The 14,549-nt window shown below is 71.3% G+C and carries 12 protein-coding genes; 9 read left to right on the top strand and 3 right to left on the bottom strand.

Going from position 1 to position 14,549, the window contains the following annotated elements; genetic code table 11:
• Window positions 1–87: 87 nt before the first annotated feature.
• From B085_RS0138440 to B085_RS45135, 4 genes are all read left to right on the top strand, one after another.
• Window positions 88–2,307: an ATP-dependent RecD-like DNA helicase gene (locus tag B085_RS0138440; protein ID WP_234018744.1), complete on the top strand. Its 2,220-nt coding sequence runs from the start codon at window positions 88–90 to the stop codon at window positions 2,305–2,307.
• Window positions 2,308–2,438: 131 nt separating this feature from the next.
• Entirely contained in the window at window positions 2,439–3,728 is a 1,290-nt protein-coding gene (locus B085_RS0138435; RefSeq protein ID WP_018563919.1) for a citrate synthase, read from the top strand.
• A gap of 424 nt (window positions 3,729–4,152) precedes the next feature.
• Window positions 4,153–4,899 (top strand): SDR family NAD(P)-dependent oxidoreductase, encoded by a 747-nt coding sequence (locus tag B085_RS0138430; RefSeq protein WP_026251880.1) that lies wholly within the window; start codon window positions 4,153–4,155, stop codon window positions 4,897–4,899.
• A gap of 249 nt (window positions 4,900–5,148) precedes the next feature.
• On the top strand, window positions 5,149–5,886 hold the full coding sequence (locus B085_RS45135) for a DedA family protein (RefSeq protein ID WP_234018743.1): 738 nt from the start codon (window positions 5,149–5,151) through the stop codon (window positions 5,884–5,886).
• 39 nt (window positions 5,887–5,925) lie between these two features.
• On the opposite strand, the gene B085_RS0138420 is transcribed toward B085_RS45135, so the two are convergent.
• A complete protein-coding gene (locus B085_RS0138420; protein WP_026251879.1) occupies window positions 5,926–6,594 on the bottom strand; it encodes a TetR/AcrR family transcriptional regulator in 669 nt (222 codons plus the stop codon).
• A gap of 119 nt (window positions 6,595–6,713) precedes the next feature.
• Here B085_RS0138420 and B085_RS0138415 point away from each other — a divergent pair, with 119 nt between their 5' ends.
• Entirely contained in the window at window positions 6,714–9,017 is a 2,304-nt protein-coding gene (locus B085_RS0138415; RefSeq protein WP_018563915.1) for an MMPL family transporter, read from the top strand.
• Between the two features lie 18 nt (window positions 9,018–9,035).
• Here B085_RS0138415 and B085_RS0138410 read toward each other — a convergent pair whose 3' ends face one another.
• The gene (locus tag B085_RS0138410) at window positions 9,036–9,239 is read right to left on the bottom strand and encodes a hypothetical protein (RefSeq protein ID WP_018563914.1); all 204 of its coding nucleotides are present in this window, start codon (window positions 9,237–9,239) and stop codon (window positions 9,036–9,038) included.
• A 294-nt stretch (window positions 9,240–9,533) separates the two neighbouring features.
• Here B085_RS0138410 and B085_RS0138405 point away from each other — a divergent pair, with 294 nt between their 5' ends.
• The 3 genes from B085_RS0138405 to B085_RS0138395 all read left to right on the top strand — a co-directional run bounded on the left by B085_RS0138405 (window position 9,534) and on the right by B085_RS0138395 (window position 13,175).
• Entirely contained in the window at window positions 9,534–11,555 is a 2,022-nt protein-coding gene (locus B085_RS0138405; RefSeq protein WP_018563913.1) for a M3 family metallopeptidase, read from the top strand.
• A gap of 239 nt (window positions 11,556–11,794) precedes the next feature.
• Window positions 11,795–12,310, top strand: coding sequence for an FxLYD domain-containing protein (locus B085_RS0138400; protein WP_018563912.1), 516 nt, complete (start codon window positions 11,795–11,797; stop codon window positions 12,308–12,310).
• Between the two features lie 271 nt (window positions 12,311–12,581).
• Window positions 12,582–13,175 carry a flavoprotein gene (locus B085_RS0138395; RefSeq protein WP_018563911.1) on the top strand — a complete coding sequence of 198 codons (594 nt, stop codon included), beginning with the start codon at window positions 12,582–12,584 and terminating at the stop codon, window positions 13,173–13,175.
• A gap of 285 nt (window positions 13,176–13,460) precedes the next feature.
• On the opposite strand, the gene B085_RS0138390 is transcribed toward B085_RS0138395, so the two are convergent.
• The gene (locus B085_RS0138390; RefSeq protein WP_026251878.1) at window positions 13,461–13,682 is read right to left on the bottom strand and encodes a hypothetical protein; all 222 of its coding nucleotides are present in this window, start codon (window positions 13,680–13,682) and stop codon (window positions 13,461–13,463) included.
• A gap of 208 nt (window positions 13,683–13,890) precedes the next feature.
• On the opposite strand from B085_RS0138390, the gene B085_RS0138385 reads away from it, so the two are divergent.
• Window positions 13,891–14,549, top strand: a 659-nt coding sequence (locus tag B085_RS0138385; RefSeq protein ID WP_018558892.1) for a DNA-directed RNA polymerase subunit alpha, incomplete at its 3' end; no start/stop codon positions are given.

The following is a 14,549-nucleotide window of genomic DNA, read 5'->3' as shown; positions in this document are numbered from 1 at the left end:
GTGGAGTTGTCCACAGGCCCCGACGGCCTGTCGGGGCCGGGCGGTACCGTCGGACCACGACGCAGATCCGAGGAGGTGGCCCGCGCCGTGGGGGAGTTGAGACCGGCCGTCGTCGAGGGCGTCCTCGAGCGGATCACGTACGCGAACGAGGAGAACGGGTACACGGTCGCCCGGGTCGACACCGGCAGGGGCGGTGGCGACCTGCTGACCGTGGTCGGCTCGCTGCTGGGCGCCCAGCCGGGCGAGTCGCTGCGCATGGAGGGCCGCTGGGGCTCCCACCCGCAGTACGGCAAGCAGTTCACCGTGGAGAACTACACCACCGTCCTGCCCGCGACGATCCAGGGCATTCGGCGCTACCTCGGCTCGGGGCTGATCAAGGGCATCGGCCCGCGCATCGCCGAGCGGATCGTCGAGCACTTCGGCACCGACACCCTGGAGGTCATCGAGCGCGAGCCGGCCCGGCTGGTGGAGGTCCCCGGGCTCGGCCCCAAGCGCACCAAGCTGATCGGCGCCGCGTGGGAGGAGCAGAAGGCCATCAAGGAGGTCATGGTCTTCCTCCAGGGGGTCGGCGTGTCCACCTCGATCGCGGTGCGGATCTACAAGGAGTACGGGGACTCGTCGATCTCCGTGGTCAGGAACCAGCCCTACCGGCTGGCGGCCGACGTGTGGGGCATCGGCTTCCTCACGGCGGACCGGATCGCGCAGGCCGTCGGCATCCCGCACGACAGCCCCGAGCGGGTCAAGGCCGGTCTCCAGTACGCGCTGTCCCAGGCGACCGACAACGGCAACTGCTTCCTGCCCGAGGAGCAGTTGCTGTCGGACGCCGTGAAGCTGCTCCAGGTGGACACCGGCCTGGTCATCGACTGCCTCGCGGAGCTGGCCGGCGAGGAGGGCGTGGTGATCGAGCCCGTGCCCGCCCCCGACGGCGGTGGCGACCCGGTGCGCGCGGTGTACCTGGTGCCCTTCCACCGGGCGGAGATCTCCCTGGCCGGCTCGCTGCTGCGGTTGCTGCGCGGCACGGAGGACCGGCTGCCCGCCTTCCGCGACGTGGACTGGGACAAGGCGCTGACCTGGCTCGCCGAGCGGACGGGCGTGGACCTCGCGCCCGAGCAGCAGGAGGCGGTGCGGCTGGCGCTCACCGAGAGGGTCGCCGTGCTGACCGGCGGCCCGGGCTGCGGCAAGTCCTTCACGGTCAAGTCCGTGGTGGCGCTCGCACAGGCGAAGAAGGCCAAGGTCGTGCTGGCGGCGCCGACGGGCCGGGCGGCCAAGCGGCTGGCCGAGTTGACCGGGGCCGAGGCCTCCACGGTCCACCGGCTGCTGGAGCTCAAGCCGGGCGGCGACGCCGCGTACGACCGCGAGCGGCCCCTCGACGCCGATCTGGTCGTCGTCGACGAGGCCTCGATGCTCGACCTGCTGCTGGCGAACAAGCTGGTCAAGGCCGTGCCGCCGGGGGCCCACCTGCTCTTCGTCGGCGACGTGGACCAGCTGCCCAGCGTCGGCGCCGGCGAGGTGCTGCGCGACCTGCTGGCAGAGGGGAGCCCGGTCCCGTCGGTGCGGCTGACCCGCGTCTTCCGGCAGGCCCAGCAGTCCGGCGTGGTGACCAACGCGCACCGGATCAACTCCGGAGCGCATCCGGTCACCCAGGGGCTGGACGACTTCTTCCTCTTCGTGGAGGAGGACGGCGAGGAGACGGCCCGGCTCACGGTGGACGTGGCGGCGCGCCGCATCCCGCGCCGGTTCGGCCTCGACCCGCGCCGTGACGTCCAGGTGCTCGCCCCCATGCACCGCGGTCCCGCGGGCGCCGGCGTGCTGAACGGCCTGCTTCAGCAGGCGGTCACCCCGGCCCGCCCCGACCTGCCGGAGCGGCGCTTCGGCGGCCGGACCTTCCGTGTCGGCGACAAGGTGACACAGATCAGGAACAACTATGAAAAAGGCGCCAACGGCGTCTTCAATGGAACCGTGGGGGTCGTCACCTCCCTGGACACCGTGGAGCAGCGGCTCACCGTACTGACCGACGAGGACGAGGAGATCCCCTACGACTTCGACGAGCTGGACGAGCTGGCGCACGCCTATGCGGTGACGATCCACCGGTCACAGGGCAGCGAATATCCCGCCGTCGTGATCCCTGTCACCACCGGGGCGTGGATGATGCTCCAGCGAAACCTGCTCTATACCGCCGTTACCCGGGCAAAGCGATTGGTGGTGCTCGTGGGGTCGCGCAGGGCGATCGGCCAGGCGGTCCGCACCGTCTCCGCAGGCAGACGCTTCACGGCTCTCGACCATCGGCTGGCGCGCGCGGCAAAATAGGCACTGGGTGCCACCATTCGGCTCCTCGATCGACCCCGAGTGCACGTGGTCACGCCAAATGGGGGACAGTAGGGGTAGTCAGGGCACCTACAAACCTCGAAGAAGAGGCACGACGTCGGTGAGGGAATGACGTGAGCGACAACTCTGTAGTACTGCGGTACGGGGACAGCGAGTACAGCTACCCGGTGATCGAGGGCACCGTTGGGGACAACGGCTTCGACATCGGCAAGCTGCGTGCCAACACCGGCCTGGTCACCCTGGACAGCGGCTACGGCAACACCGCGGCCTACAAGTCCGCGATCACCTACCTCGACGGCGAGCAGGGAATCCTCCGCTACCGCGGGTACCCCATCGAGCAGATCGCCGAGCGCGGCTCCTTCCTGGAGACCGCGTACCTTCTCATCAACGGTGAGCTCCCCACCGTCGACGAGCTCGCCGCCTTCCGCGGCGACATCACGCAGCACACGCTCCTCCACGAGGACGTCAAACGTTTCTTCCAGGGCTTCCCGCGGGACGCCCACCCGATGGCGATGCTGTCCTCCGTGGTCAGCGCGCTGTCGACCTTCTACCAGGACAGCCACAACCCGTTCGACGAGAAGCAGCGCTACCTGTCGACGATCCGGCTCATCGCCAAGCTGCCGACGATCGCGGCGTACGCGTTCAAGAAGTCGGTGGGCCACCCCTTCGTCTACCCGCACAACGACCTCGGCTACGTCGAGAACTTCCTGCGGATGACCTTCGCCGTGCCCGCCGAGGAGTACGAGCTCAACCCGGTCGTCGTCGACGCCCTGGACAAGCTCCTCATCCTCCACGCGGACCACGAGCAGAACTGCTCCACCTCCACCGTGCGTCTGGTCGGCTCCTCGCAGGCCAACCTGTTCGCGTCGATCTCCGCGGGCATCAACGCCCTGTGGGGCCCGCTGCACGGCGGCGCCAACCAGAGCGTGCTGGAGATGCTGGAGGCCATCCAGGCCGACGGCGGCGACGTGGACGCCTTCATCCGCAAGGTGAAGAACAAGGAGGACGGCGTCCGCCTGATGGGCTTCGGGCACCGGGTCTACAAGAGCTTCGACCCCCGGGCGAAGATCATCAAGGCCGCCGCCCACGACGTGCTCTCCGCGCTCGGCAAGTCCGACGAGCTGCTGGACATCGCGCTGAAGCTCGAGGAGCACGCCCTCAGCGACGACTACTTCGTCTCGCGCAACCTGTACCCGAACGTCGACTTCTACACCGGCCTGATCTACCGGGCCATGGGCTTCCCGACCACGATGTTCACGGTGCTCTTCGCGCTCGGCCGGCTCCCCGGCTGGATCGCCCAGTGGCACGAGATGATCACCGAGCCGGGCTCCCGGATCGGCCGTCCGCGCCAGGTCTACACGGGCGTCGTCGAGCGGGACTACGTCCCGGTCGAGGCCCGCTGACGCGAGCGCCCCGCGCAAAGAGAAACGCCCCGCGCCGAATCCCCCCACGGGTTCGGCACGGGGCGCTCCCGTTTCCCGGAGCGGATCCCCCCACGGGTCCGTACCGGGCGTTCTTTGGGTGCGCTCGCCCAGCCGGGACCAGCCACCCGGGAGGGCCGCTCAAAGCTCTCCGGGCAGTTCGCCCCGGCATGGCGACCGGGCTGTCCCCCAAAGACAACCCGCTCATCATCTCACCGAGTCCGCCGGGAGCCCGGTGTCTTCGCTCGGTTAGACCCCCTCGTAAACCAAAAGGTTACGTTCCAGCCAGTGTGATCTCGGTCATGTCTACGCATCTTCTACGCCATCCGCATCATGGCTGACCCCCGTGTCGGTCGCGCACCCGGGGTCCCGTAACGTGCTGTCCCTCCTGGAGGGGCGGAGCGTGATGTCGCAGAACGCAAGTGTGGGCCGGCACGTCGTGGTGACCGGCGGGGGAACGGGCATCGGCCGGTCGGTGGCCACCCTCTTCGCCGAGGCCGGCGACCATGTGACCATCGTCGGCCGGCGCCGCGAGGTGCTGCGGGCCACCGCCGACGACCTGCGCTCCAACCGCGGTTACGACGTCACCCCGGTCGTCTGCGACCTCGCGGATCCCGACGACGTGGAGGCGACCCTCGCACGGCTGCCCCGGCGCATCGACGTCCTGGTCAACAACGCGGGCAGCCGCGAACTGGCGATCGGGGCCGGCCCGCACGGCGTGCTGGCCCGCTGGCGCGGTGATTTCGAGCGCAACGTCCTCACCGCCGTCCTGCTGACCGAATCCGTACGTGACCGGCTTCCCGAGGGCGGCCGGGTCATCACCGTCACCTCGGTGGCCGCGCTGCGCGGCGGAGGCTCCTACGGGGCTTCCAAGGCCGCCCTGCACGCCTGGAACCACTCCCTGGCGGCCCAGCTCGGTCCGCAGGGCGTGACGTGCAACATCGTCGCCCCGGGCACGGTGGCGGGCACCGAGTTCTTCGGCGCCCGGCTCGACGCCGCCGAGCTGACCCGCAGGGCCGGCCGGACCCTGGTCGGCCGGGTGGGGCGGCCCGAGGACGTCGCCTCCGCGGTGGTCTTCCTCGCGTCACCGGAGGCGGGGTTCATCACCGGGGAGATTTTGCAGTGCAACGGCGGCGAGCTGCTCGGCCGCTGAGCCGCCGGACGCCGGACGCCGGACGCCGGGGCCGGGGCCGCTCGGGCCGCTCGGGCCGCCGGGAGTACGCCCGGCGTACTCCCCGCGCCAGAGCCGGAGCCCCCGGTCCCGTACCTGAGGATGAGGCGCCCCCGGGAAAACCCTGGGAATGCCCCGATCCCGGCGAAATCGCCTTGCCCCCTTCGTCGCGGCCCTGCGAGCTTTGGGGCCTGGGACGGGACACGCGGGGCGGGGAAGAGGGGCGGCCGTATGGACGTTTCAGGCATGGTGTCGGCCCTCGACTTCACCGCGGGCCTCGAGGGGTACCTGCGGGACGGACACGTCTTCTGGGCGTACGCGGTGCTCGCCGCCACCACCGCGCCGCCTCTGGTGCCCAACGCGGCGCTCCTGGTCACCGGGGGCGTGCTGGCCGCCCAGGGGCGGCTGTCGCTCGCGCTCGTCCTGCTGGTCGTCGCGGGCAGTGCCCTCGTGGGCGACCTGCTGATCCACCGCACCGGCCGGGCCGTCAGCGGGAAGGTCCTGACCAGGCTCTACCGGCGGCCGCGCCGCCGTGCGCTGCTGGAGTGGGCCAGCGTCCGGATACGGCGGCACGGCGTGCCCTTCGTCATCGCCGTCCGCTTCCTGCCCAGCGGGCGGGTGGTCGGCGGCCTGTCGGCGGGCATCGTGCGCTATCCGGCCCGCCGTTACCTGATCGGCGCGGGCGTGGCCGAGGCGGTCTGGGCGACGTACTCGGTGGGCCTGGGCTACTTCGGCGGGCTCGCCGTGTCCGACTCGCTGTACGCCGTCGCGCTGGGCCTCGGTGTCTCCCTGGCCGTCGCCGGGGTCGGCAGCGTGGCGCAGATGGTCTCCGGGCACCGCTCGGCCCGGGCGGGTGCGGCGCCCTCCGGCCGCGTGGTGGCTTCCGGTGGCGTCGTGCCCGGCGGTGCGGGCGCTCCGGAGGCGGACGCCCCGGACGGGGAGTCGGCTGACCGGGCGCTGCGGGGCTGAGGCGGGCCGCCAGGGGAGTGGGGGACGTGCGTCCTGTTCTCAGGCGGTGGCGGTGGCGGTGGGGGCCGGGCCGGGATCGGTTATCGCGACGGCCCCGGTGCCGAGGTACGGGGCGAGGTAGCCGTAGAGCGCGGCCTTGACCTCTGCGACGTACGCGTCCCGCTCGGCGCCCTCGTGCGCCAGGACCAGGGCGAGGCCGGCCTTGAACAGCCCGAAGGCCATCGCGGCCACCCGGCCCCGCTCGGCGGCCGACAGGGCGGGGGCGCGCAGGCCGAGCAGGTTCTCCACGCGCTCCAGCAGGGAGCTGTGCAGCACGTCGTGCTCCATGACGACCGTGCCGGGGACGTCGCTGTCGTGGACCAGGGCGAGGAAGGCGGGGTTCTGGCAGTTGAACTCGATCATCGGGTCGACGATGACCTCGAGCATCTCGCGCAGCGGAAGCGAGGCGTTCTCGGGGGTGAACAGCTCGCCGTGCCCCTCGCGCATCCGCTGGTTGAGGATGCCGCCCAGCTCGATGGCGATGGCCTCCTTGTTCGGGAAGAACTGGTAGAGCGTGCCGGGTGACACGCCCGCCTCGCGGGCGATCGCGTTCGTGGTGGCCGCGGTGTAGCCGACCTTGCAGAACACTCCGGCGGCCGCCTCCAGCAGCTGCGCCACGCGCCGTTCGCCGCGGGCCTGCCGGCGTCGAGGCCTCTGCTCCTCAGGCACGTGTAATCCCCAATCACTGTTGACAAACGCGAGTGGTCGCTCGCATTCTGAAGAAACGCGAGTGATCGCTCGTGTTCGCCATTTTACGGCGGTTCCTCAGGGGAGGGGACACCTCTGCCATGTCCGATGTCAACCGCGAGCGCCCGCCGAAGGGCTGGACACGGGCCATGACCGCCCGCCCACGCCTCACCCTGCTGCTGGCGCTGCTGTTCACCGCCCTGGCGGTGGTCGCGGGCAGCGGTGTGGGGGACCGGCTGCGCGGTGGCGGATGGGAGGCCCCCGGCTCGGAGTCCGCCTACGCGGCCGAGGCGCTGGACCGCTACTTCCCGGATGCGCAGCCCAATCTGATCCTCCTCGTCGACGGCCGCGGCGCCGGTGTGGACTCCCCGGAGGTGGCGGCCGGGGGACGGGAGCTCGGTCGCCGGCTCGCGGCGGACAAGGACGTCACCGGAGTCACCTCGTACTGGACGACCGGGGCGCCCACGCTGCGCGCGGAGGACGGCCGGGAGGCCGTGATCGCCGCGCGGATCGGGGGTGACGACGACGCCGTCGCCGAGGCGGTCGAGCGCCTCGCCCCCGAGTACCGGGGCAGGCACGGTGCGGTGGAGGTCGAGGTCGGCGGTATGGCCGCCTTCCGCAACGAACTGCAGACCACGATCCAGGAGGACCTGGCCCGCGCGGAGCTCATCGCCCTGCCGGTCACCCTCCTGTTGCTGGTCATGGTGTTCGGCAGCGCCGTCGCGGCCGTACTGCCGCTGGGCGTCGGCATCGTGGCGATCCTGGGGACCAACGCCGTGCTGCGGGGCCTCACGGCGTTCACGGACGTCTCGATCTTCGCGCAGAACCTCACCACGGCACTCGGCCTCGGACTCGCCATCGACTACGCCCTGTTCGTCGTCCGGCGCTTCCGGGAGGAGCTGGACACCGGCGCCGACCCGCTGACCGCGGTGGGCGCCACGCTGCGCACGGCGGGCCGCACCGTGCTCTTCTCCGCCCTCACCGTGGCTGCCGCGCTCTCCGCGATGTTTCTCTTCCCGCAGTACTTCCTGCGCTCGTTCGCCTACGCCGGTATCGCCGTGGTGCTGCTCGCGGCGGCGGCGGCGCTGGTGATCCTGCCCGCCGCGCTGCTGCTGCTCGGGCAGCGGATCAACTCCCTCGACCTGCGCCGCGTCCTGCCGCGCCGCCGGAGCGGCGAGGCCGGACGGGAGCCCGGCGCGGGATACGCGCGGCTTGCGCGGCTGGTGATGCGCCGTGCGCCGCTGTTCGCGATCGGCACGGTCGCCGGGCTGGTCCTGCTCGGGCTGCCCTTCCTGCAGGTGCAGTTCGGCACCGCCGACGACCGCCAGCTGCCGGCGACGGCGGAGGCGCACGTCGTGCAGCAGCACATACGCGACGGCTTCCCCGGCAACCCGGGGGGCGCGATCACCGTGCTCGCCGAGGGCCGTCCCACCGCGGAACAGCTCGGCGACTACAGCGGCAGGCTGTCCGCGCTGCCCGGGGTGGTCGTCGTCGACGGACCGGCCGGCCAGTACGCGCAGGGCCGTCGGACCGCGGCGCCCGGTCCGGCGCAGGCGGCCCGGGCCACCGACGGCGCGGCGTACCTGACCGTGCTGCCCAAGGCGGAGTCCGTGGACGAGGCGAGCCAGGACCTGGTCGGCAGGATCCGGTCGGTAGACGCCCCCTTCAAGGCCTCCGCCACCGGCACCGCGGCCCAGCTGGTCGACACCAAGGAGGTCATAGCCGACCGCCTGCCCTGGGCGGCCGCCCTGATCGTCGCGGTGACGCTCCTGCTGGTCTTCCTCCTCACCGGCAGCGTGGTCATCCCGCTGCAGGCCGTGCTGCTCAACGCGCTGAGCCTCACCGCCATGTTCGGCGCGGTGGTGTGGGTGTTCCAGGACGGCCACCTGTCCGGTGTGCTCGACTTCACCGCGACGGGAAGCATCGAGACCACGCTGCCGGTGCTGATGTTCTGCGTCGCCTTCGGACTCTCGATGGACTACGGCGTCTTCCTCCTGTCGCGCATCAAGGAGGAGCACGACCGCACCGGTGACCACCGTGCGGCGGTCGTCTTCGGGGTGCGCCGCACCGGTGGCCTGATCACGGCGGCCGCGGTGATCCTGGCGGTGGTGATGGTGGCCATCGGCACCTCCCGGATCGCCAACACCAAGATGCTGGGTCTGGGGATCGCGCTCGCCGTGCTCATGGACGCGATGGTGGTGCGCACCCTGCTCGTGCCCGCCGTGATGCGGCTGACCGGACGGGCCACCTGGTGGGCGCCGCGGCCGCTGAAGGCGCTGCACGACCGGTTCGGGCTGAGCGAGGGCGGGGACCCCGGCAGGGTCCCCGGGCAGGAGGAGCCCGTACCGGACCCGGACCCGGACGCGAACCGGGACCTGGAGCCGGAGCCGGCCCGCTCGGGCTGAGCGGCGGCGAAGCCGGCGTCAGCCGGACTCCCGGCGCCCGCGGTTCCCGGGGCGCCGGGAACTCCACAGACGGATGGTGTCGGCGTACCAGAACGGCTTGCCGCCCTCCACGACGTCGGGGGGCGGCAGATGCCCGTGCTTGCGGTACGAGCGCACGGTGTCGACCTGCACCCGGATGTGAGCGGCGATCTCGGCATACGACCAGAGGCTCCGGTCCGTCATCTCCCACGCACCTCCCATCCGCCGGCCTCGGGGGGTGGCCGGCCTCGCCGGGACAACGACATGCGATCAGGGGCGGAAGGGGCTGTTGATCATCTGTGACGCGGAGCCCGCGTAACGGTGACAAATGTGGCGGACGCATGACCGGCCTCCCCGATTGTCGGAGAAACGGCCCGGGGGCGGAAGGCCGTGCCCTGTTGGCGCGCTCCACCCGGCCGTCCGTACGCGTAGCCGCCATCCGGGCATCCTGGGGAAGGCCACGTCCGGGCGCCAGGCGCCGGGCGTAAGGTCGGTGGCGTGACCTCGACGAATCCTTTCCTCAGCCCGAGCACCCTGCCGTACGAGCTGCCGCCGTTCGCGGACATCCGCGAGGAGCACTACCTTCCCGCCTTCGAGCAGGGGATGGCCGAGCAGCTCGCGGAGACCGAGGCCGTCGCCGCGAATCCGGAACCGCCGGGCTTCGAGAACACGATCGTCGCCCTGGAGCGCTCCGGAGACCTGCTCGACCGCGTGTCGAAGGTCTTCTTCAACCGCGCCAGCGCAGACACCGGTCCGGGCATCCAGGAGATCGAGGCCAGGATCAACCCCGCGCTCGCCGCCCACGCCGACGCCATCCACCTGAACCCGGCCCTCTACTCCCGGGTCAAGGAGCTGTACGGGACGCGGTCGGAACTCGGCCTGGACGCCGAGTCGCTGCGACTGCTGGAGCGCTACCACACCCGTTTCGTGCGCGCGGGCGCCGAGCTCACCGAGGAGGGCCGCGAGCGGCTCAGGGCGCTCAACGCGGAGATCGCGGAGGCCTCCACGGCCTTCGAGCAGAACCTCTTCGCCGACACCAAGGCCGCCGCCCTCGTGCTCGACAGCGCGGACGAGCTGGCCGGGCTCTCCGCCGACGCCGTCGCCGCCGCGGCGGCCAACGCCACCGCCCTCGGCCACGACGGCAAGTACGTCCTCAGCCTGAAGAACTTCTCCAACCAGTCCGAGCTGGCCTTCCTCGACGACCGCGCCCTGCGTGAGCGCCTGCTGACGGCCTCGCTCGGCCGCGGTCTGACCTCCAACCGCGAACTCACCGTCAGGCTCGCCCGGCTGCGCGCCGAGCGAGCCGCCCTGCTCGGCTACGAGAACCACGCCGCGTACGTCGTCGCCGACCAGACCGCGGGCACCCCCGAGGCCGTGACCTCCCTGCTCGCACGTCTTGTCCCGCCCGCGGTCGCCAACGCCGAGCGCGAGGCGGCCGCCCTGGCCGCCGCCTCCGGCCTGGAGGACTTCTCGGCCTGGGACTGGACCTACTGGTCGGAGAAGGTCCGCAAGGCGGAGTACGACATCGACACCGCCGCCATGCGCCCCTACTTCGAGCTGGACCGGGTCCTCCGGGACGGCGTCTTCCACGCCGCGGGCCAGGTCTACGGGCTGGGCTTCACCGAGCGCACCGACCTCGCCGGCTACCACCCCGACGTCCGGGTCTTCGAGGTCTCCAACGCCGACGGCTCGCCCCTCGGCCTCTACCTGGGCGACTACTTCGCCCGCGCCTCCAAGCGTGGCGGCGCCTGGATGAACAGCCTGGTGGACCAGTCGGCGCTCTTCGGCCGCAAGCCCGTGGTGGTCAACAACCTGAACGTCGCCAAGCCCGCCGCCGGCGAGCCCGCGCTGCTCACCTACGACGAGGTCAACACCCTCTTCCACGAGTTCGGCCACGCGCTGCACGGCCTGTTCTCCGAGGTGCGCCACCCCTTCTTCTCCGGTACGGCCGTCCCGCGCGACTTCGTCGAGTACCCCTCCCAGGTCAACGAGATGTGGGTGACCTGGCCGGAGGTGCTGGCCCACTACGCCCGCCACCACGAGACCGGTGAGCCCATGCCCGCCGACCTGGTGGACCGTATGGAGGCCGCGGAGCGCTTCGGCCAGGGCTTCCGCACGGTGGAGTACCTCTCGGCCGCCGTCCTCGACTGGGCCTGGCACACCATCCCGGCCGGTCATGACCCCGGCGACGCCGAGGAGTTCGAGGCCGCCGCCCTGAAGGAGGCCGGCCTCGCGCTGCCCGCGATCCCACCGCGCTATCGCAGCACCTACTTCGCGCACATCTTCGCCCACGGCTACAGCGCCGGGTACTACTCGTACATCTGGAGCGAGGTGCTCGACGCCGACACCGTGGAGTGGTTCAAGGAGAACGGCGGCATGCGGCGCGAGAACGGCGACACGTTCCGCCGTGAACTGCTCTCCCGCGGCGGCAGCGTCGATCCGCTGGCCGCGTTCGAGGGCTTCCGGGGCCGGGCGCCGCGCATCGAGCCGCTGCTGACGCGCCGGGGTCTGACCGGCTGACCTCTCCGGGGATTCTCTCCCGGCGGAAGGGGGGCGTCCGTACCGCCGTACGGCCGCTCCCCGCCGAGCCGGTGGCCGGCGAGGCCCGGTCAGCGAACCCGATCGGAACCCTGACGCAGACGTATCAGGAATGATCTATACCGGATCGGTCACGGCCGCATTACAGACAGCTCTTGTCTCTGCGCGCATGGTGAAGCTCTGCCACGGTGTCTTCACATCCGAGCCTCAGGGGGTTCACCATGTCTCAGCCGTCGCACGCCTCGCCACCGGGTCACTACCCACCGCATCAGGAGCCGGACTGGAGCCGGCCGCCGAAGAAAAAGGGTGCAGGGAAGATAGTCGGATTCGGGGTCGTCGCCATCGTTGTCATCATCGGCGGCAGCGTCGCCTTCGCACTCAAGACAGGTGAGGACAAAGGTGGTACGGGGAACGACTCCCCGGCCAGCGCGTCCCCGGCGGGGGACAGCGGCCAGAAGGCGGCCCCGCGGGACGCGAAGGTCACCTCGTGCGGCCTCGCGGGCTTCAGCAAGTGGCCCAGCGCCGAGGTGACCGTCACCAACCACAGTTCGGAGACCTCGGACTACCAGGTGCGCATCGAGTTCGTGGACGCCGGTGGAGGCCACATCGCCGAAGCCGTCGCGAACACGACGGACCTGGCCCCGGGGGACGCGGTCGACACGAGCGCCCAGGGGGCCGAGGCGGCCTCCGGCGACATCGATTGCAAGGTCATCGAGGTGCTGCGCAAGGCGAGTTGACCCCTCGCCTGCCCTGCCGGCCGCCGGGGCGAGAGCGCGGCGCGATCCGCCGCCCCTGGGCGCTGGTCACTCCGGCCGGCATTCCGGCTCCGGACCCCGCGGAACGGGACCGCGGGGTCCTTCCGCTTCCCGTCCGGGCAGCCGCCGTGCGGGCGGCAGTCGAAACCCCCGGCGGCATCGTGGAGGACGGCCCCACCACGGCCGTGCCGGGAGCCCGATCGATCCCCGGACGGCCGACTACGTGGAGGGCCGGTTCGGGTAAGGGGTGGCCATGGCTTCTGACACGCCCCCCTCGCAGCCGCGGCCGGTCCGCGGGGTCCTCGCCGTCGTCGGCTCGGCCGCCGACGGCGTCGAGACCCTGCGCGAGGGCCTCGTCCTGCCCGCGATCGCCCGCGGCTGGCGCGTCGCCGCCACGCTCACCCCGACCGCCGCACGCTGGCTGCGGGAACGGGACGAGATCGGGCGGCTTCGCGATGTGACGGGCCTGCCCGTACGCGACCGGTCGCGGCTCCCCGGCGAGCCGCGGCCCCATCCGGCCGCGGACTGCTGCGTACTGGCCCCGGCGGGCGCCAACACCCTGGCCAAGCTCGCCCTCGGTATCGCCGACAACCAGGCCCTGACCCTGCTCGCGGAGGTCCTCGGCACCCCGCACGTGCCGCTCGTGGCCGTTCCGGCCGTCACCGCGGCCCACGCCCGCCACCCCGCCTGGCCCCGCCATCTCGCCACCCTCAGCGAGGCGGGCGTCCACCTCGTGGACGACCCGGAGGTACGGCCCCTGCCGGAGCCGGGCGAGGAGCCCGGCGGACGCGGCCTTCCCTGGGCCCGGGTCCTGGACGCGCTGGACCGCCTCACGCCCACGCGATGACGGGGCGCACCCGTCAGCACGCGGGGTGCCGGGCCCACCGCGCTCGCGGGAGCCGGTTCGCCCCCGGGCCTAGGCGGGGTCCTGGACGTCCTCCGCCGGGAAGGCCTCGTCCTCCCCGAAGTCCGGGGCCTGGAAGGGATTGGTCGCCGGAGGCGGCGACGCCGCGGTCGCGCCGCGGGGCTGCCCTTCCAGGGCGGAGAACAGCGACGTCTGGTCGATGAGAGGTTTCCCTTTCGTTACAGACCCTTGAAGGGGCCTGGCGTGCCGAGACCCGGCACAGTGGTCCTACAGCTTGGTCATCTTGGCGTACGGGCTCGCGACCCGCACTTGGGCCGAGCCGAAATCGACGAGCGCCGCGACTCCGTCGTCGACGCTGATCACCCGGCCGAGACCATAGATGTCGTGTGTGACCTGGTCACCGACGGCGAAGTGCTTGGGAGCCGACGTGGCCGGGGCCTTGAAGGGGCTGGTAGGCAAGTGACGCTTCGGTGCAGCAGGCTTTGTCATCGTCCCCAGTATGCACCCACGTCATGGTCGGGTGGCCGAGTCCCCGCGACGGGAGCAGGTGATCGTCGGACGTCAGTCCGACAGGGGCCTGGCCAGGCGGCCGGCCGGCAGACGGGCGGGTCAGCATCGAAGGAGGCGGAAGGGCCCGTACCCTTCATAGTGTCTACGGCGTCACATAGCGGGCGCCAAACACTGGAGGCCATACCCCGTGCTGATTGCACAGCGTCCGTCACTGACCGAAGAGGTCGTCGACGAGTTCCGCTCCCGGTTCGTGATCGAGCCGCTGGAGCCGGGCTTCGGATACACCCTCGGCAACTCGCTCCGCCGCACACTTCTGTCCTCGATTCCGGGTGCCGCTGTCACCTCGGTCCGGATCGACGGCGTCCTGCACGAGTTCACGACCGTGCCGGGTGTCAAGGAGGACGTCACCGATCTCATCCTGAACATCAAGTCCCTGGTCGTCTCCTCGGAGCACGACGAGCCGGTCGTGATGTACCTGCGCAAGCAGGGTCCGGGTGTGGTCACCGCCGCCGACATCGCGCCGCCGGCGGGTGTCGAGGTGCACAATCCCGATCTGGTGCTGGCCACTCTGAACGGCAAGGGCAAGCTGGAGATGGAGCTGACCGTCGAGCGCGGTCGCGGCTACGTCTCGGCCGTGCAGAACAAGCAGCAGGGCCAGGAGATCGGCCGTATTCCGGTCGACTCGATCTACAGCCCGGTGCTCAAGGTCAGCTACAAGGTCGAGGCGACCCGTGTCGAGCAGCGCACCGACTTCGACAAGCTGGTGGTCGATGTCGAGACCAAGCCCGCGATGCGTCCGCGTGACGCGGTGGCCTCGGCCGGCAAGACCCTGGTCGAGCTGTTCGG

The organism is Streptomyces sp. BoleA5 (assembly GCF_000373665.1).
Taxonomy (GTDB): Bacteria; Actinomycetota; Actinomycetes; order Streptomycetales; family Streptomycetaceae; genus Actinacidiphila.
This window is presented reverse-complemented; position numbering and strand designations above follow the sequence as displayed.